Annotated in this window: 19 protein-coding genes; all 19 read right to left on the bottom strand. The window is 46.7% G+C overall.

The features are described 5' to 3' along the window. Positions 1-11 precede the first annotated feature (11 nt). The 19 genes from K7399_RS11760 to K7399_RS11850 all read right to left on the bottom strand — a co-directional run bounded on the left by K7399_RS11760 (position 12) and on the right by K7399_RS11850 (position 17,876). Entirely contained in the window at positions 12-1,556 is a 1,545-nt protein-coding gene (locus tag K7399_RS11760) for a gamma-glutamyltransferase family protein (protein WP_223362605.1), read from the bottom strand. Between the two features lie 214 nt (positions 1,557-1,770). Next, positions 1,771-1,926, bottom strand: a complete 156-nt coding sequence (locus K7399_RS11765) for a hypothetical protein (RefSeq protein ID WP_156994730.1) — start codon at positions 1,924-1,926, stop codon at positions 1,771-1,773. 397 nt (positions 1,927-2,323) lie between these two features. Continuing rightward, positions 2,324-3,187 (bottom strand): M23 family metallopeptidase, encoded by an 864-nt coding sequence (locus K7399_RS11770; protein ID WP_037563991.1) that lies wholly within the window; start codon positions 3,185-3,187, stop codon positions 2,324-2,326. Positions 3,188-3,921: 734 nt separating this feature from the next. Continuing rightward, positions 3,922-4,920: a stage II sporulation protein D gene (spoIID, locus tag K7399_RS11775; RefSeq protein ID WP_028978013.1), complete on the bottom strand. Its 999-nt coding sequence runs from the start codon at positions 4,918-4,920 to the stop codon at positions 3,922-3,924. A gap of 204 nt (positions 4,921-5,124) precedes the next feature. Beyond that, on the bottom strand, positions 5,125-6,459 hold the full coding sequence (gene murA / locus K7399_RS11780) for a UDP-N-acetylglucosamine 1-carboxyvinyltransferase (protein WP_028978012.1): 1,335 nt from the start codon (positions 6,457-6,459) through the stop codon (positions 5,125-5,127). A 107-nt stretch (positions 6,460-6,566) separates the two neighbouring features. Next, on the bottom strand, positions 6,567-7,334 hold the full coding sequence (locus K7399_RS11785) for a YwmB family TATA-box binding protein (RefSeq protein WP_028978011.1): 768 nt from the start codon (positions 7,332-7,334) through the stop codon (positions 6,567-6,569). Positions 7,335-7,443: 109 nt separating this feature from the next. Next, a complete protein-coding gene (locus K7399_RS11790; protein ID WP_010023455.1) occupies positions 7,444-7,680 on the bottom strand; it encodes a DUF1146 family protein in 237 nt (78 codons plus the stop codon). Between the two features lie 568 nt (positions 7,681-8,248). Beyond that, complete coding sequence (locus K7399_RS11795) at positions 8,249-8,677, bottom strand: F0F1 ATP synthase subunit epsilon (protein WP_028983445.1); 429 nt, start codon at positions 8,675-8,677, stop codon at positions 8,249-8,251. A 42-nt stretch (positions 8,678-8,719) separates the two neighbouring features. Further along, positions 8,720-10,129 (bottom strand): F0F1 ATP synthase subunit beta, encoded by a 1,410-nt coding sequence (gene atpD, locus K7399_RS11800; RefSeq protein ID WP_028978009.1) that lies wholly within the window; start codon positions 10,127-10,129, stop codon positions 8,720-8,722. A gap of 34 nt (positions 10,130-10,163) precedes the next feature. Beyond that, positions 10,164-11,033: an ATP synthase F1 subunit gamma gene (gene atpG, locus K7399_RS11805; protein WP_028978008.1), complete on the bottom strand. Its 870-nt coding sequence runs from the start codon at positions 11,031-11,033 to the stop codon at positions 10,164-10,166. Between the two features lie 112 nt (positions 11,034-11,145). Then, positions 11,146-12,660, bottom strand: a complete 1,515-nt coding sequence (gene atpA / locus K7399_RS11810; RefSeq protein ID WP_028978007.1) for a F0F1 ATP synthase subunit alpha — start codon at positions 12,658-12,660, stop codon at positions 11,146-11,148. A gap of 7 nt (positions 12,661-12,667) precedes the next feature. Then, the gene (locus K7399_RS11815; protein ID WP_028978006.1) at positions 12,668-13,213 is read right to left on the bottom strand and encodes a F0F1 ATP synthase subunit delta; all 546 of its coding nucleotides are present in this window, start codon (positions 13,211-13,213) and stop codon (positions 12,668-12,670) included. Continuing rightward, on the bottom strand, positions 13,210-13,698 hold the full coding sequence (gene atpF, locus K7399_RS11820; protein WP_172969024.1) for a F0F1 ATP synthase subunit B: 489 nt from the start codon (positions 13,696-13,698) through the stop codon (positions 13,210-13,212). The genes K7399_RS11815 and atpF overlap by 4 nt, the downstream gene beginning before the upstream one ends. Before the next feature lie 66 nt (positions 13,699-13,764). Further along, on the bottom strand, positions 13,765-13,992 hold the full coding sequence (atpE, locus tag K7399_RS11825) for a F0F1 ATP synthase subunit C (RefSeq protein WP_010026057.1): 228 nt from the start codon (positions 13,990-13,992) through the stop codon (positions 13,765-13,767). A gap of 73 nt (positions 13,993-14,065) precedes the next feature. Continuing rightward, complete coding sequence (gene atpB / locus K7399_RS11830; RefSeq protein ID WP_028978004.1) at positions 14,066-14,806, bottom strand: F0F1 ATP synthase subunit A; 741 nt, start codon at positions 14,804-14,806, stop codon at positions 14,066-14,068. Then, positions 14,763-15,215 (bottom strand): ATP synthase subunit I, encoded by a 453-nt coding sequence (locus tag K7399_RS11835; RefSeq protein ID WP_028978003.1) that lies wholly within the window; start codon positions 15,213-15,215, stop codon positions 14,763-14,765. Before K7399_RS11835 ends, atpB begins: the two co-directional genes overlap by 44 nt. A 6-nt stretch (positions 15,216-15,221) precedes the next feature. Further along, the gene (locus K7399_RS11840) at positions 15,222-15,443 is read right to left on the bottom strand and encodes an AtpZ/AtpI family protein (RefSeq protein ID WP_028978002.1); all 222 of its coding nucleotides are present in this window, start codon (positions 15,441-15,443) and stop codon (positions 15,222-15,224) included. A gap of 451 nt (positions 15,444-15,894) precedes the next feature. Continuing rightward, positions 15,895-16,524: a uracil phosphoribosyltransferase gene (gene upp / locus K7399_RS11845; RefSeq protein ID WP_028978001.1), complete on the bottom strand. Its 630-nt coding sequence runs from the start codon at positions 16,522-16,524 to the stop codon at positions 15,895-15,897. Positions 16,525-16,619: 95 nt separating this feature from the next. Further along, positions 16,620-17,876, bottom strand: coding sequence for a serine hydroxymethyltransferase (locus tag K7399_RS11850; RefSeq protein WP_028978000.1), 1,257 nt, complete (start codon positions 17,874-17,876; stop codon positions 16,620-16,622). Positions 17,877-18,217: the final 341 nt, after the last annotated feature.

Here is an 18,217-nt window from a genome sequence, read left to right on the forward strand (position 1 = left end):
TAAGATAGAAATTACCAAGCTGCAACGACTCCATCCGCACGCGATTCCGTGCCGCCCGCTAAAACACCCGTTTTTGGATCATGCCAGATGATTTGCCCGCGCCCGAATGAACCGGTATCAAGTGCAACGCGAATGTCATGTCCGCGCCGAGCCAATGCTTGAGCAGCTGCATTGGGAAAACTCGGTTCAACCATAACGGTCTTGTTTTCCATCCACTGCCATCTTGGTGCATCAAGTGCCGCCTGTGGATGCAGGCGCTCGTCAATAAGCCGGCTGATCACTTGTAGATGTCCTTGCGGCTGCATGTATCCACCCATCACGCCAAATGGACCGACCGGCTGACCATTGCGCGACAGAAATCCCGGGATAATTGTATGATAGGTTTTCTTGCCTGGTTTCAATGCGTTCGCATCCTGAGGATTCAACGAAAAGGTATAGCCGCGGTTTTGCATTGCAATGCCGGTACCCGGGATCACAATTCCCGATCCGAAGCCCATAAAATTGCTCTGGATAAACGACACCATGTTTCCATCCTCATCCGCGGTGGCTAGATATACGGTCCCGCCTTTTGGCAATCTGCCCGGTTCCGGTGTAATCGCCAATTGACCAATTAGACCTGCGCGTTCTTTTGCATAGGCTTCGCTGAGCAGCTGTTGCGTCTCGTTCGTCATCTCGCTCGGGTCGGTAATGTAGGCCTTGCCATCCGAAAATGCGAGCTTTAGTGCTTCAATTTGTTTGTGATATGTATCGATACCCGCTTCGCTCTCAAGCTCGAATTGTTTTAAAATATTTAGACCGAGCAACGCAACGAGCCCTTGACCGTTCGGTGGTAACTCCCAGACTTCATAACCGCGATACGTGGTTGAAATTGGCTCGATCCACTGTACCTGATAGTTTTCCAAATCACTTTTACGAATAAATCCATCATGTTTCCTCGAAAAGGCATCAATACGATCGGCCAGTTCCCCTTTATAAAAGGCATCGCTAGCTGACTCGGCAATAGCACGCAAGCTGCGGGCGTGATCCGGGGCTTTCCAAAGTGTACCCGGTTCAGGAGGACGCCCATTCGGTGCAAAGGTTCGAAACCATGGATCAAACATGGCGTCATGAAATTTCTCTTTATATGCATTAAACGCACGCTTCCAGTTTAGGGCAACCACCGGTGAAACGGGGAACCCCTGCTCTGCATAATCGATGGCCGGCTGAAGGACCGCCGTCAGCGGGAGCTTGCCGAACTTTCTTGAACACGCTGCCCATGCAGCAGGCGCACCGGGAACCATCACCGGGATGAGTCCATGCGCTGGCATTTTCTGGTAGCCACGTGCCTGAACAGCGTCAATCGACATCGCCTGCGGCGCCGTTCCGCTCGCATTCAATCCGTGCAGCTTCCCTTTTGTCCAGATTAAAGCAAAGGCATCGCTGCCCAGTCCGTTAGATGTCGGTTCCACGACCGTGAGACATGCCGCTGTTGCGATGGCTGCATCGATCGCATTGCCGCCTTGTTTCAAGATGTCCAGCCCTGCCTGTGCAGCAAGCGGTTGCGCCGTCGCCACCATGCCGTGCTTGGCAAAGACTGAGTTTCTCGGCAGTGCGTTTGGAGAAAAATGATAATCGACCACTGAAGCCGCCCCTTCCCTAGAGTCTGTGCTTTTATTTTACTCCAGCGAGGCGAACCATGTATATGAAGAAAAGGTTAATTTTCAACTTTCATGCATCCATTCATCTGCTTCTGTATACTTTGACCAATGCTCAATTTTGCAACCCATGATTTCACATGATCTTACTCCGTCTGCAGCTGCAGCACAAAAAACAGACGATTTTGTTCCAAGTTTTCAGCATCTTCTCGACAAGGCTCGGCTCATAGAGCGTTGCCGCCCTCCCTTGATTCAGCGCCGCGACTTCCTTCGTATCCCCATCGATGCCCATAACGGTGTCCCCAATTTCAGGTTTCTTATAGTATTAGAAAAACTAGGCAAAAAGCGCCCGGTCCTTACTTCCGCAGGATGCGGTGGCTTTCGCGTTGCATACAGGACGTATGCGCACTTAGCGAAAGTTCCTTCGTGCATGTGTGATGGGCTCGTGTCTTTTCGGTGCTGAATCGTCGCTTCGGTTACTCGCTTGCCGCGGGCGCATCGCGAGCCTCCTCAGAGGGGTCTCGCTGGCATGCATCAACTAAACGCGATCCCGCTGACGCAGAGTACCTCCGCTTTGATTCTTAGCCAAGACACGGGTCTATTTGCTTGAAGACGGGGCAAATCATAGCTTTTCTTTATCTGCAAAAAAGGCGGCTCCCCTTAGGAGCCGCCTTAATTTCATTATTTTGTTAATTTTCCGAGTCAAGAGAGCTGTTATCGATTGATGAGCCTTCTTTTGGATTGCTCTTCGTATTTGATTTAGACTTGCCTTGATCACTTTCCTGCTTTGGTGCTTCGCTGCTGCCTTCATCCTTCACTTCTGAAGCCGGATTGCTCTCATTTGCTGCTTTCGCACCGACTGTGACCGCTTTTACATCAGAAGCACTCTTATCCATGAAGTGCTCCGGATTTACCGGCACGTCATTTTTACGGATTTCGAAATGCAGATGCACACCCATCGCTTTATTCAGTGCTTCGTTGCCCGCTGTACCAATTTTTTCACCTTGGGCGACTTCCTGTCCTTTGGCCACATCAATTGATCCAAGACTTTGATACATCGTTTCTACACCGTTCTTGTGCTTCAAGGTCACTTTGTAGCCGAGCGTACTGTCCTTCGTTGCTTCCGTAACCGTTCCGGTCATTGCTGCTGTTACCGTAAACGCCTTTTCATCATCCGCGCCAATGTTGATGCCTGTATTTTGGACGTATGAATTGTTATAGTTTACGAGAGCGGCTTGCTGATCGGCTTCAGTTGCTTTTGGGTCATAGAATGGTTGAATCACTTCAGTAACGCCTTTCTTTGCCGGCCATTCAAAGACCTCATCACCAGCATTTTGCACATGCGGGGTCGCTTTGTCCTGATTAAATACTGTCTGATCCTGATCTTGATTTGCCTTATCAGCACCATGCATTTGAAAGAGCAGTACGCCGGTCAGTACGAGCGATGCAGCGCATAAATATAAAGCGGGATAGAACCAGCGCCGTTTTGCTAGTTTTCGCAGACCGGACAGTTCTTTTTCTTGTGTTTTCTTTTGATCCTTATTACCTGTCATCTTGTATCACCTCAGCAACATTCTGATCAGAATGCCGCTGATCTATACATGTGAATGCTAAAAAACTCACTTTTTTCAAGCATACTCTATGAGTTTAGCAGATACTCATTGAAAAACTGCGCTTGTGCACCTCGCGTTTCGACTTAAAATGACTATGGAAAACCAAGCGGTGTTTTGCTCAGCATATAAATTAGACCTGTTCCGCCCGGTCCTTAATTTCCAACCTTGTATGATGGACTCGTGTCTTTTCGGTGCTGAATCGTCGTTTCGGTTGCTCGCTTGCCGCGGGCGCACCGCGAGCCTCCTCGGACACCCAATTTATCTGCGGGGTCTCCTTTGGCCTGTACTCCCGCAGGCGCCAGAGCATCTGCGCGTTTGATGCACAGCGTGACCAAAAATCATATACTTTCTCAGAAAAACCGGGCAAAAAGCGTCCGGTCCTTAATCTCCAACCTTGTGTGATGGACTCGTGTCTTTTCGGTGCTGAATCGTCGCTTCGGTTGCTCGCTTGCCGCGGGCGCACCGCGAGCCTCCTCAGACAGGGCAAGAATCTGCGGGGTCTCGCTGGCACGCATCAACAACGCGCGATCCCGCAGGCGCCAGAGCCCCTCCGCTTTGATTTTAGCCAAGACACTGGGCTATTGGTTTGAAGACGGGGCAAAATCATAAACTTTCTTTTCCTGTAAAAAAGCGTCTCGACACTGACTTTCGAGACGCCCTACGCTACGGCTATGCTACGACTTCTTAGCTGTAGCCTTTTGCGGCTTTACTGTCATTTTACTGATTTGTGTTCCTTGGTAATAATAGGTGATGATTTGTTTTGCTGTTTTTCCCTCGCGTGCCATTCCTTCGGCACCATATTGGCTCATCCCAACATCATGGCCGCTGCCAACGGTCACCGCTTGAAGCGTGTTGCCATTTTTTGTTAGTTGAAAGTCGGTAGACGACAGCTTTAATTTTTCGCGCACTTCGCGGCCGGTAAATTGCTTTCCGTCAATCTCAATTTCTGCGATATGTCCGGTATCTGTCTTTTTTATAACCTTACCAATTGCTCCTTGAACACCGTTTAAATCAATGCCCAACGCTTGCTCTACAGATTGAATCGACAGCGTTTGTTTATTTTTATACCTAGGCGACAGTTTGTCCCAAGGACTTGGCACCGAGCGAAGATAGGGAATATCATTGGACCAATAATCTTTAGCATTTTCCGTCCGACCGTTACTGGTTGAAAAAAACACCGGTGAAATAAGCTTACCATCATAGGTAACGACCTGATTTTTGGTCTCCGTCACCGCTTGCATAATTTTTTTTATTTTTTTTTCATAATCTTTACCCCAAAGCGTTTTTAATTCATCTGGACTATGGTACACCTGATTTTGAACCGTATCATTAACGCGCACTTCGGGATTGTTGATCATCCGCGACATAATGTACGTCCGTGCCGCAATTGCCTGCGCTTTTAGTGCTTCCAAACGAAATTTAGCCGGCATTTCTGATGCGACAACGCCAACCAAATAATCGTCTAAGGCAACTTGATCGGTTACTTTCTGATTAGACCGGTATACAGAAACGGTGATCGAATTGTTTTGGGCCGCGTGTGCAGCTGATTTGGTTGTGTTTTGCTGTTTGGTCATTTCTCCCGATGCCTTCTGAGTGAACGGGATAACGATGGCGGCGGGGATTATCACGATAACGAATCCAAAGAGGAGAAGCAGTACAGCGGCTTTATTCATGAACATTGCCTCCACGCGTATGAGTTATTGAGTTATTAATTACTATGCATGTGCTTGCGCAAATAGAACAAGCTCCTGTGCATCATTATTCGTGTGGAAGCATATCATCCATTTTGAGAGGCTTGCAAGAGCAACTGTCGGAATATTAAAAAACATCAAAAGCACTCGAATCGATCGAGTGCCTGCCTGTGTCATCAAATTTAATTAAGCAAATTTCGGGTTAATGCTTAGCGTGCCCTGTAATGCTTCCTCGGTGGATACAACCGGTTGTTCCGCATCATTCATGCTGACACGCTCAATATCCGCACCTAAAGCACGGAGTTTTCCGGTAAGATCTACATAACCGCGATCAATATGGTGCAAACGGCTGACTTTGGTATAGCCCTTTGCAACCAGGCCGGCGATCACCAGGGCAGCTCCTGCACGAAGATCCGTTGCGGCAACTTCAGCGCCCTGGAGGTCACAAGGTCCGCTAATTACAGCCGACCGACCATCAATTTTGATTGCCGCATTCATTCTGCGGAATTCTTCAACGTGCATAAAGCGATTTTCAAAGACTGTTTCTGTAATCACTGAAGTCCCATTCGCTTTTAGCAAAAGAGCCATCATTTGTGCTTGCAGATCCGTTGGAAACCCAGGATGCGGCATCGTCTTGGCATCAACCGCCTGCAAGTGATCATTGCCAATCACACGAACACCCTTCGCTTCTTCTTTGATAACAACACCCATATCACGCATTTTGGCGATCAGCGGTCGAAGATCTTTGATGTCGGTATCTTCCACCAGTACATTGCCGCCGGTTATCGCCGCAGCAATCATATATGTGCCTGCTTCAATCCGGTCAGGAAGAATCCGGTGCTCTGCTCCACAGAGTTCATGAACACCTTTAATCGTCACTCTTCCCGTACCTGCACCACTGACTTTTGCACCCATTGCATTGAGGTATTGCGCCAGGTTGACAATCTCAGGCTCGCACGCTGCATTTTCGAGAACCGTTTCTCCTTCGGCAAGCGTTGCAGCCATCATGATGTTTTCCGTTGCGCCAACACTTGGGAAATCTAAATAAATCACCGATCCTTTTAATTTCCCATCCACACGTGCTTCAATGGAGCCGTTTCCGATCGTAACCTTGGCACCCATCGCTTCAAAGCCTTTCAGATGCTGATCAATAGGTCTGGAGCCAATCGCACATCCACCTGGAAGAGCGATTTTGGCGTGACCAACGCGTGCAAGCAGTGGACCCATGACTAAGAAGGAGGCACGCATTTTTCGAACATATTCAAAAGGCGCTTCTGTAAATAGATCAGCCATTGCGTTTACCATGATCGTTTTCTTTTCGTAATTCACCGACGTATTCAAGTACCGTAATACTTCATTAATCGTGTATACATCAGCCAGTTCCGGCACATTATATATTTTGCTAGTGCCCTTCGTAGCAAGCATTGATGCGGCTATGACAGGAAGAACAGCGTTCTTTGCACCTTCAATCTTCACAGAGCCCGAAAGCCGTTTCCCTCCATGAACGATAATCTTTTCCAAACTTTTCCCCTCCGCGTCCAATTATCTCTTCGCTCGATCCGGAACATTCTTCCGTGCCGCGTCTATTGTTGAATTGAATCATTACGATCACTGGAAATCTTTCCTGATTAGTATTCCACCGTAATGATCGGTGAGCCAAGGACAATAATGGTCCGGTCTCCATCATTTCTCAAGGCTGCCTGAATGTTCATCTTTTTTTTCGAAGTGTCAATGGCATTGTTCCATGCCCCATTATATGCTGATATCGATACAAAGGTTTTTTCTTGCAGTTGCTCAACAGGAACAGCTGAAAAAAGCTTAAGATACCGTTTTCCTTCTTCAAGCAAGGTACGTTTCATTTTATCATTGCGAGATGCGCTTACACAAGAGTATAAGTGCTCTTGACCATTAAAAACACGCGCCATTTCCGCACTCATTTCGTCTCTTATGGCTCCCCATTGCGCCGGTATAAATGATTTTCCATTTCCTTGGTAAAGAATGACGGTCTGGTAACTGTTCCCATTTGGATAAGCGATGTAGCGAATACGCCACTGCGCGTGCCCGAGTTTCGCTTTCTTTATCCCAACCCAGCCAAACGCGCCGTCCCGAGCAGGCATCACCTGCCACTTGTAATCATCCAATTTCGCTTGAATGGTCGCTGCATCCTTCTGCACTTGCAGCTTTGATGCATGAGCATTCTGAGTCTCACGCGCGTAAACGTTCCAGCCCGTAATCTGTGCATGCTGCGCTTTCAACGTACGTGCAAATAACGACACCCGATTCAACGCTTCAAAGCGCGATTGATTCGCTTCTGCAGCTACTCGGTCTTGGCGAAATTGCATGATCCATAAAACCAGTAATAAGAAAATAATGCCAAACAAAATGTTCCGTTTCATAAAATCCGCCCCTCTCCCTTGTCTTCAGTATTACCTGAAGCCGAAGAGCAGCATACGTGGAACTTTTCGTCATATTCAGACTGAATTTGCACCATCAACCAATGAAAATTCAATCGTAAATTTGCGGTAAAATTAAGGACCAGTTCACATAATCAAGAAAAAATTTCGTTACCGGGTAGCTAATGGCAATTGCCAAAAGCACATATAAAATTCTCGCTTGTAAGCTCTTTGCATGACGAAAAACCGCCTCAAATTTTACAGATTGAAGTGCCCACCATGTCAGTGCAAAAAAAAGCAATTGAGCAACAATACTGATCAAAGCCAAAAGGCCGGAATTCTCAATCAATCGAAGCCACCGCCTGTAGTCTTATATGTAACACCGGTTCTCTTATCCCTACGCAATTTATAATTTTCGTTTAGGAATAACAGATTGTGCATCCATCCCCTTATTTGTAATGATTTTGTAACATGTTTTTAATATAACAATAATCTGTTCTGTCAAAGTTTATTTTACCGCCGTTTTTTATAATTGACTACTTTTTTTTCATTAAAAGTTTTTTCAGTATTTTCCGATCAATGACAGCGCCATTTAAGTCAAAATAAATTTCAGAAAGTTATAGGACGCGGTGGCTTTCATTGATTGATCTTGGGCTTGAATGACACTTCAGTTACTCGCTTGCCGCAGGCGCACCACGAGCCTCCTCAGGCAGGTAGGAATCTGCAGGGCCTTGCTGGCACGCATCAACAAAGCGTGATCCCGCTGGCGCCAGAGCACCTCCGCTTCGTTTCATAGCCAAGATACGGGTCTATTGGCTTGAAAGACGGGGTAAAATCACATATTTATTGACTTGCAAAAAAGACTCTCCCAGTCAATTGGGAAAGTCTTTTTCATAAGCACTGTTTGATTGCTTGATTTATGCTTCTGGAATTGAATCATCGATGGCTGCGGTGGACAGGCGAAGTTCAGAACGTTTCAGCTTCAAGCGCGCTTCTTCATAACCCTGTGACGTTTCATGAAGCGTACTCAGCTGTTCTTCCGCTTCAGCTTTTGCCTTTTTTGCACGTGCCACATCAATGTCGGCTTTTAATTCGGCAGCTTCCGACAAAATGGTAATGCTTTTTCGGCTCACTTGAATGAATCCGCCATGAACGGCCACATAGTCGACGATTTTTTCGTCTTCATGTTTCAAACGAACAAGCGCAATTTCGAGTGGAGCAACGATTGGCAAATGATTTGGCAATATGCCAAGTTCACCATCCTTGGAACGCACACATACCATATGTACGTCGCCCTCATAAACCTTGCCCGCAGGTGTGACGATATCCGTATGCACCGTACTCATCAGCCAGCCCCCTTCATAAGGTTCGAGCGATTCAAACGCTCATTAAACCAGTTGCTTCGCTCTTTCCAATACATCCTCGATCGTTCCTGTGTTTCGGAATGCTTCTTCTGGAACGTCGTCGTATTTTCCATCGAGAATACCCTTAAATCCGTTGATGGTCTCTTCAACCGTCACGTAAGATCCAGGCACACCGGTGAACTGTTCGGCAACGTGGAAGTTCTGACCTAAGAAGAATTGGATACGGCGCGCACGACTTACCGTCAATTTATCCTCATCTGAAAGTTCATCCATACCGAGAATTGCGATAATATCTTGCAGTTCACGATATTTCTGAAGCGTCATCTGGACGCGCTCGGCAACTTCGTAATGTTCCTCTCCAACAACATCCGGGCTTAACGCACGCGATGTCGAGGCAAGTGGATCAACGGCCGGATAAATACCAATCTGAGTCAATGAACGTTCAAGGTTTGTCGTTGCATCAAGGTGCGAGAACGTTGTTGCCGGCGCTGGGTCGGTGTAGTCATCGGCAGGCACATAAACGGCCTGAATCGATGTAACGGAACCTTTTTTCGTTGAGGTAATGCGTTCCTGCAGACGGCCCATTTCCGTCGCCAGCGTTGGCTGATAACCAACGGCAGACGGCAGACGGCCAAGCAGTGCAGATACTTCGGAACCTGCTTGAGTGAAACGGAAGATGTTGTCAATGAAGAGCAGTACGTCTTGCCCTTCAACATCACGGAAGTACTCCGCCATGGTCAGTCCGGACAACGCAACACGCATACGCGCACCCGGCGGCTCGTTCATCTGACCGAACACCATCGCCGTTTTCTTGATAACTCCTGATTCGGTCATTTCAAAGTATAGGTCGTTCCCTTCACGCGTTCGTTCACCGACACCTGCAAATACAGACACACCGCCGTGTTCTTCGGCAATGTTGTGAATCAGTTCCTGAATTAGGACGGTTTTACCGACTCCGGCACCGCCGAACAAACCGATCTTTCCACCTTTAATATAAGGGGTCAGCAAGTCGATAACTTTAATTCCTGTTTCCAGCACTTCTGTTTTCGTTGAAAGTTCAGAGAACTTCGGCGGATCTCTGTGAATGGCATGCTTTTCAACTTCCGGTGCAACCGGTTTTCCATCTATTGCATCACCAAGTACATTAAAGACGCGGCCAAGTGTTGCGTCCCCGACCGGAACTGAAATTGGTGCACCGGTATCGTTGGCTTCCATACCGCGTACAAGACCATCGGTAGAGTCCATGGCAATGGTACGGACCGAGTCATCACCGAGATGTAACGCAACCTCCAGAGTCAGATGAATATCTGCTTCGTTGGAGGATTGAGCTTTATAATTTACGGTCAGAGCATTATATATTTCAGGAAGGTGATCGCGTTCAAATTTAACATCGACAACGGCACCCATGACCTGAGTGATATACCCTTTGTTCATTAAACTACCTCCCATCAGCTAGTCGTGCAAAGAATTATTCAAGTGCGGCAGCGCCGCCAACAATCTCTGTGATTTCCTGAGTAATGGCAGCCTGACGTGCACGGTTATAAGACAGAGACAAGCGATCAATGATATCACTTGCATTATCCGATGCGCTTCGCATCGCAGTCATTCGCGCTGCTTGCTCGGCAGCTTTTGCGTCAAGCAGTGCGCCGTAGATCTGCCCTTGAGCGTAAAGCGGCAGGAGGTCTGTCAGCACTTCATCTTCATCAGGCTCGTAGACATACGACACTTTTTGTGCCGGCGCATGCTCAAGATTTGTCAATGGAAGCAGCTGTTTATCTACCAGTGTTTGAGAAATGGCATTGACAAAATGGTTGTAGACCAAGTGGAGCTCGTCAATTTCCTTCTTATTGAACAAGGAAACCGCTTGTTTGGCAAATGCCAGTATATTATCAAAAGTAAGATCATCCGGAACATCGGCTTTGCTGAATGCCACGGGATATCCGCGCTTCGTAAAGAAGTTCAGACCGACTTTTCCTGTAACGATGATTGTGTACTCATCTTTTGATTGATGCTTTTCGCGAATCAAGTTCTGTACGTATTTCAATACAGTACTGTCATAAGCGCCGGCAAGACCGCGACTCTCAGTAATGACCAGATAAGCCGTCTTTTTTACCGGCCGGGCAGCAAGCATAGGATGTTTGCTGCTTGCTCCTTTTGACATGGTGCTCGCGATACTTGCCACAACTTCGTGCAGTTTATCAGCGTAAGCGGCATAATCCTCAGCGGCCGATTGGGCACGATTCAATTTTGCCGCCGCAACCATCTGCATTGCTTTGGTAATTTTACGCATCTGTTTTGTCGATGCGATTTTTTCCTTTATGTCACGCATTGAAGGCATGTTCGTTCACCACCCTTGAAAGCCCGCCCGATGGGATGCAGCACATTTTCCATCAGGACAGACCGATCTTCAGAAGAATGTGCGTTCTTTCGACCTATCCTTATTCCTCGGCTTATTCAGCTTTTGAAGGAACAAATGTCTTTTTGAATGCGGTAATGGCCGCTGCAAATTTTTGATCATCCGGCAGCTGTTTTGTTTTACGGATTGTTTCAAGAATTCCCTTATCGGATTGTTCCAAATAAGCAAGTAATTCTTTTTCGAAACGTTTCACATCCGAAATCGCGACATCGTCGATAAAGCCCTTGGTTAGCGCATAAAGAACAGCAACTTGCTTTTCAACCGGATACGGGTTGTGCAAATCTTGCTTCAAAATTTCAACCGTGCGCGCGCCTCGATCAAGCTTTGCTTTCGTTGCCTTGTCAAGATCAGACCCAAACTGAGCAAATGCTTCCAGTTCTCGGTAAGAAGCAAGGTCAAGCTTCAAGGTTCCGGCAACTTTCTTCATCGCTTTGATCTGAGCAGCTCCACCGACACGGGATACTGACGTACCCGCATCAACCGCCGGACGAATACCGGAATAGAACAAGTTCGATTCCAAGAAGATCTGTCCATCGGTAATAGAAATAACGTTGGTCGGAATGTAGGCTGAAATATCCCCGGCCTGCGTTTCAATAATCGGCAAAGCAGTAATTGAACCGCCGCCTAACTTGTCACTCAGTTTCGCTGCACGTTCCAGCAGTCTTGAGTGTAGATAGAAAACGTCGCCCGGGAATGCTTCACGGCCCGGCGGACGACGAAGCAGCAAGGAAAGTTCACGATATGCCGCCGCTTGTTTGGACAGATCGTCATAGATAATCAATACATGTTTGCCGTTGTACATAAACTCTTCACCCATTGTAACGCCGGCATAAGGTGCAAGGTACAGCAATGGAGCCGGTTCAGAAGCACCAGCAGACACAACAATTGTGTTTTCCATGCAGCCGTATGCTTTCAGTGTATTTACCACACCGGCAACCGTTGACTCCTTTTGACCAATCGCAACGTAGATACTGATAACGTCTTGGTCCTTCTGGTTAATGATCGTATCGATCGCAATCGCCGTTTTACCAGTTTGACGGTCACCGATAATTAACTCACGCTGACCGCGTCCGATTGGAATCATCGAATCAATCGCTTTGATACCGGTTTGCATCGGTTCAAATACGGATTTACGATCCATGACACCCGGAGCTTTGCGCTCAACCGGACGGGATTTGTCTGTGACAATAGGTCCCTTTCCGTCGATTGGCTGACCAAGTGGGTTGACTACCCGGCCCAGCAATGCTTCACCAACGGGCACTTGCATAATTCGACCCGTACGTTTTACCGGATCGCCTTCATGAATATCTGTAAAAGGGCCGAGAATGACGATTCCGACATTGTCCTCTTCAAGGTTTTGAGCCATACCAAGGACGCCGTTAGAAAATTCGACAAGCTCGCCCGACATAACACTGTCAAGGCCGTGGACGCGGGCGATTCCGTCGCCGACAGTGATGACGGTGCCGACTTCGCTCACTTCAACGGTGGATTGATAATTTTCAATCTGCTGTTTAATCAATGAGCTGATTTCTTCCGCTTTAATGCTCACGATATTTTCACCCCTGTCTCCCTACTTTAATCTCCTGTTTGAAGCCTGCCAGCTTGCCGGCAATTGATCCGTCGTAGAGACGGTCGCCGATGCGCAACTGAATGCCTCCGATGATTGACTTGTCAACCTTCGCATGGATACTCAACTTTTTACCGAGCGAATCACCAAGCCGTTTCGCTAAATCCTGTTGTTCCTGGTTACTTAATGAAGCGGCTGTAGTGATTGTGACGTCGAGTATGCCTCGCTTTTCATTCGCCTTGTGCGTATAGGCTTCAAGCACTTCATCAATGATGGCTTCACGCTTGCGATCGATAAGCAGCCTCAGAAGATTAAGGACTTCAACACCTGCCTGATTCTCAAATAACTTCTGCACAAGTTCCTTTTTATTATTGCTGCTTACTTGAGGATGCATTAATACACGTCTCAAATCTTCATGCTCATAGAGACTTTCTGCAACGAATTGCAACTGAGATTCGATCGTATCAATGAGATCACGTTCTTCAGCAACTTCAAAGAGGGCTTGTGCATAACGGTTCGCTACGATTTCGCTCATCGCTGATTCCCCACTTGCTTTATTAACTGGTCAATCTCTTTTGAATAATTATTCGGATTGATTTCCTTCTCAAGTACTTTCGATGCAAGCAGAACCGAAAGGTCGGCGACTTCGTCACGAATGGCGGAAATTGCCTTTTCTCTCTCAAGGCTGATTTCTTCTTGAGCATCTTTAACCATTAGATCGGCACGCTTTTTCGCTGATTCTAGAACAGCCTTGGCTTCGGCATTGGCCTGAGTTTTCGCCTGTTCAAGAATACCATGCGCTTCGTTACGGATACGCTCTACTTCCGACTTCTGTTCTGTTAAGTAAGCTTCAGCATCTTGACGGTTTTTTTCTGCTCCGTCAATCTGACTGTTAATGTATTTTTTTCGCTTTTCCATGATTGCAACGACCGGTCGTACACCGACATACGCTACAAAAATCATCAACAGAATGAAAACGATCAGCTGGAAAAGGATATTTCCAATAGAAAATGACAGCACAGCTCTTGCCACTCCTTTCAATCTACAGATTTCCTCACCAATTTCTTACGAAGAAAAGGGGCAAGCTCACCCAATAATACCGAAAAGCACGAGAATACCAAATGCAATCGAGATAACTGGCAGGGCTTCAACAAGACCAAGGCCGATCATGGATTGTCCAAATAAAGTACCCTGAGCTTCCGGTTGACGGGCAATTCCTTCCAAATAGCGGCTGAACAGAATACCGTTACCGATACCTGCTGCAAGCGCACCAAATGCGATCATGATACCACCAGCTAGAACTGCTAAACTCATAACAAGATTCCTCCTAGTTTATCTATGTTTTTAACCAACAGCGGCAGGTTTGAGGGCCTGTTTGCACAAGGCATTATACCTCTCCCACCTTTTGAGCGATGTACACCATTGCCAGTACGGTGAAAATGTACGCCTGAATACATCCGACGAACAGTGAAAATCCCATCCAGGCAAACAGCGGTACACCGGTTAAATAAAACATTCCTTCACGAAGAATAAGGATTAGAACTTCGCCGGCGAAGATATTTGCCCAAAGCCGCAAAGCATGTGTTGCCGGTTTCGATACTTCATCGATAATATGGATCGGAAGCATCCACCAGTACGGTTTGACATAGTGCTGCAAATAGCCAAGCGGACTTTTGGCAATGCCGGCAAAATGTGAGTAAAGAAAGATTGCGCCGGCCATCGCCACGGTAACATTGATGTCCGACGTTGGCGATTTGAACCAGCTGACTGTATCCGTCATTTTTAAATCAGCTGCCGTGATGCCAAGCGACGGAATTGGGCCATGTGCCTGTGCCGTGATCATCACAATGACACCCAGCATGTTTGCCACAAGGATGAAAAGAAAAGTAGACAGTGCAAAACTTAAATAGCGTGCCGACTCTTTCTTCTCAAGCATCATCCCGGTTATCCCGCTGATAAAGTCAATAATGTATTCCATGACATTTTGTCGTCCGCTGGGCCGCACGGACAAACGGCGGGATAGTAAGAACACAATCAGCATGACGATTAACGCGGAAACAACTGACCCAATCATCAACGTGACATCAAAGGTCATTCCGAGAAATTTCACTTTCGGAGTCAGATCCATAAATCTCCCCCCCTTCCTCCGAAGATGTCGAGCCTTTGCCTCTCAAATAATAATAGCTCATCACCGTCACAAGCATGAGATAGCCAAACAAAAGTGACAGCACAAAAGATCGATAGTCAATACGGGTCGAGAAACGATAGACGATCAGTACACCGAAAACAATCATGAGTATACGAACAGTCATATGTAATCCCGCTAATTTGCGGGCACCTGATTGAGCTCGAAGTCCGGCTATCTTTAAGCGAAATGCTAAGTGAAAAACATTATATAAACTGATTAATCCGCCGAGGAGAAAGCCGCTGGCCAGCGCTCTCACCGGTTCGTAAAACCAGATTAATCCAAACAAAAAGATATAAACAATCGTGATGATCAGCAGAACATGCGAAAACCATTCCATCACTGATTTCACTGCGAATCATTCCTTTGTTAAGGATTTCAACGTATAGAAACAGCTGATCATTCCCGCAAAAAAGCCGGCGACTGCACAAATCGGCAGCCACAAATGCCCTGTTCCAAATTTTTCATCGAGATAGTTCCCGCCAAGTGCGCCAATGATAATGAATGAAAAAATTTCAAAGCCCATAGCACTGACTGCTGCAGCGATCTGCAAATTGTTAGGTTTTTTCTTCGGCTCCATAAAAAGCCCTCCTCTGAAATAACTTAGAAGTGCTGATCGGTTATTTCTGATTATGATATGCCTAACAATTAGTCATTCGAACCCAATGACGAAGAACTGGAGTCAGTCATCAATTGTTCACAAATTAGCGTTCCCTAAATAAAAAGAAATCGTTTTACTACTCGTATTTATGGTGGGCGTTCACAGAATGGACACTTCTTTTATATTTTAACGAAAGCGCTATCTTTATGCAATATTTAAGCAAGAAAAGGTGATTTTATTCATTGACTGAAAAATCTAAAAATAAACACTCACCATATGAGCATTTCCTTATAACTAGAATTTTAATCATTTTTGCGAACGGCAGCATACCTCAATTGTGACAAATCACCAACAATGAAAATTATTCTCACATCATATAGGGGCTTCCGAAACTTTATTTCTGAGCTTTTCGGAGAGAAAATCCGTTTCTTTATTTTGTGCCGAACAGACGATCGCCGGCATCGCCGAGTCCCGGAACGATGTACCCGTGTTCATTTAATTTTTCATCGAGTGCCGCAAGATAAATATCGACATCCGGATGCTCATTTTGCACCGCTTTAACCCCTTCCGGAGCAGCAATCAGGCACATCAATTTAATGTTCACGCCGCCTCGCTGTTTCAATGAAGTGATCGCAGCTGCGGCTGATCCCCCGGTAGCGAGCATTGGATCAACAACAATTAAATCACGCTCAGAGATATCGGCAGGAAGCTTCACATAATATTCAACCGGCTTCAACGTCTTTGGATCACGGTACAAACCAACGTGCCCGACTTTCGCAGCCGGAATCAGTTGCAGAACACCGTTAACCATACCGAGCCCTGCACGAAGGATTGGAATAATCCCCATTTTTTTGCCGGCGATTTCATAGGCCTTCGCCTTTGCGACCGGCGTTTCCACTTCAACTTCCTTTAAAGCAAGATCACGTGTAATTTCAAAGGCCATCAGTGTTGCAACTTCATCAACCAGTTCGCGAAATGCCTTTGTTCCCGTCCTGTAATCACGAATCATTGTCAATTTATGTTGAATCAACGGATGATTCAATACGACTAACTTACCCATTTATAAGCCTCCATTTTAAACGATCGTCAGCATGTGTATTTTTGGTCATACAAAAAGGGAGAATCAGATCTCCCCATAAACAAGCTTGCTCCAATTTAAGCGAATGCACCCGTACCCTCGGCGTAAAGTGGGTGTTTCTCAGTCAGTGCACGCACGCGCTCAGCTGCTGCTGTTAATGTTTCTTGATTATCCGGATCTTTCAGTGCCATTGCGATGATCAACGCAACTTCTTTTAGATCATTCTCTTTAAATCCGCGCGTTGTCACGGCTGGCGTTCCCATACGTACACCACTCGTCACAAACGGCTTCTCCGGATCAAAAGGAATTGCATTTTTATTCGTTGTAATCCCGATGCTGTCCAGCACGGCTTCCGCCTTCTTGCCTGTAATCCCAAGGTTGCGCACGTCGACGAGTACTAAATGGTTGTCGGTACCGCCCGAAACAAGATCAATCCCCTGCTGCTGCAGTGTTTCGGCAAATGCCTTAGCATTAGCGATAATCTGAGCTGCGTAGGCTTTGAAGTCGGGCTTCAGTGCTTCACCGAGTGCAACGGCCTTCGCTGCAATGATGTGCATTAAGGGACCACCCTGGATGCCTGGAAAAATCGCTTTATCCAATTTCTTTGCAAATTCTTTCTTGCAGAAAATCATACCGCCACGCGGACCGCGCAGAGTCTTGTGCGTCGTTGTCGTCACAAAGTCCGCATAAGGAATCGGGCTTGGATGAAGGCCTGCCGCAACCAATCCGGCGATATGCGCCATGTCGACCATCAGGTAAGCACCGACACGGTCGGCGATCTCGCGGAATCGTTTAAAATCAATGACACGAGGATAAGCACTCGCTCCGGCAACGATCAATTTCGGCTTGTAGTGTTGTGCCTGCTTGTCCACTTCATCGTAATCAATCGTTTGTGTTTCTTTTGTTACACCGTAATCCACAAAGTTGTAGAGCTGTCCGCTAAAGTTAACCGGACTTCCGTGTGTCAGGTGCCCGCCATGGGCAAGTTTCATTCCAAGAACTGTATCGCCGGGTTTCAAAATCGTTTCGTATACAGCCATATTGGCCTGAGCACCCGAGTGCGGTTGAACATTCACATGTTCGCCGCCAAACAGCTTAAGTGCCCGGTCTCTGGCTAAGTCCTCTACGATATCCACATATTCGCAGCCGCCGTAATAACGATGGCCCGGGTAACCTTCCGCATATTTGTTCGTAAGAACCGAGCCCGCCGCTTCAAGTACCGTCGTACTGACAAAGTTTTCCGACGCAATTAATTCAATTTTATTTCTTTGCCTTCCTAATTCTTTCTCAATCGCTTGAAACAGTTCAGGATCGTTCGCTTTAATCCCCTTCATGAAATACGTGCAGCTCCTCTCAAGTCTGATTCAAATAAAGTTTATCACATTTTATCAAAAAAAAGCGAATTAAAACTGACAAATCAAAGATTAAGCACAACTGAATTTCCGGTCCGCACATCACGTTCTCATGGCTAATTTCGATCTGTTCGCTAAAGCGGTAAAACTCATACATCCGGCAAAACACTGACACCGGAAACCCACTCTCAGTCCCGTAAAAAATAACATGATTTTCTAAACGAGCGACCGCCCCCTTGATTGGAAACAAGCTGTCCTATCGCTTGCACGTACCGCTCTCTCTTTTACGTTCACAGCATTTATCAGCAAAAAACTGCTCTTCC

Source organism: Sporolactobacillus terrae, from assembly GCF_019930545.1.
GTDB classification, from domain to species: domain Bacteria; phylum Bacillota; class Bacilli; order Bacillales; family Sporolactobacillaceae; genus Sporolactobacillus; species Sporolactobacillus terrae.

What these genes read in the sequence shown, in the direction of transcription:
- K7399_RS11760 (WP_223362605.1), bottom strand. Translation starts at nt 1,556, where the DNA reads ATGGTGGCGACGGCGCAACCGCTTGCTGCACAGGCAGGGCTGGACATC.
- K7399_RS11765 (WP_156994730.1), bottom strand. Translation starts at nt 1,926, where the DNA reads ATGGGCATCGATGGGGATACGAAGGAAGTCGCGGCGCTGAATCAAGGG.
- K7399_RS11770 (WP_037563991.1), bottom strand. Translation starts at nt 3,187, where the DNA reads ATGACAGGTAATAAGGATCAAAAGAAAACACAAGAAAAAGAACTGTCC.
- spoIID (WP_028978013.1), bottom strand. Translation starts at nt 4,920, where the DNA reads ATGAATAAAGCCGCTGTACTGCTTCTCCTCTTTGGATTCGTTATCGTG.
- K7399_RS11785 (WP_028978011.1), bottom strand. Translation starts at nt 7,334, where the DNA reads ATGAAACGGAACATTTTGTTTGGCATTATTTTCTTATTACTGGTTTTA.
- K7399_RS11795 (WP_028983445.1), bottom strand. Translation starts at nt 8,677, where the DNA reads ATGAGTACGGTGCATACGGATATCGTCACACCTGCGGGCAAGGTTTAT.
- atpD (WP_028978009.1), bottom strand. Translation starts at nt 10,129, where the DNA reads ATGAACAAAGGGTATATCACTCAGGTCATGGGTGCCGTTGTCGATGTT.
- atpG (WP_028978008.1), bottom strand. Translation starts at nt 11,033, where the DNA reads ATGCCTTCAATGCGTGACATAAAGGAAAAAATCGCATCGACAAAACAG.
- K7399_RS11815 (WP_028978006.1), bottom strand. Translation starts at nt 13,213, where the DNA reads ATGAGCGAAATCGTAGCGAACCGTTATGCACAAGCCCTCTTTGAAGTT.
- atpE (WP_010026057.1), bottom strand. Translation starts at nt 13,992, where the DNA reads ATGAGTTTAGCAGTTCTAGCTGGTGGTATCATGATCGCATTTGGTGCG.
- atpB (WP_028978004.1), bottom strand. Translation starts at nt 14,806, where the DNA reads ATGGATCTGACTCCGAAAGTGAAATTTCTCGGAATGACCTTTGATGTC.
- K7399_RS11840 (WP_028978002.1), bottom strand. Translation starts at nt 15,443, where the DNA reads ATGGAGCCGAAGAAAAAACCTAACAATTTGCAGATCGCTGCAGCAGTC.
- upp (WP_028978001.1), bottom strand. Translation starts at nt 16,524, where the DNA reads ATGGGTAAGTTAGTCGTATTGAATCATCCGTTGATTCAACATAAATTG.
- K7399_RS11850 (WP_028978000.1), bottom strand. Translation starts at nt 17,876, where the DNA reads ATGAAGGGGATTAAAGCGAACGATCCTGAACTGTTTCAAGCGATTGAG.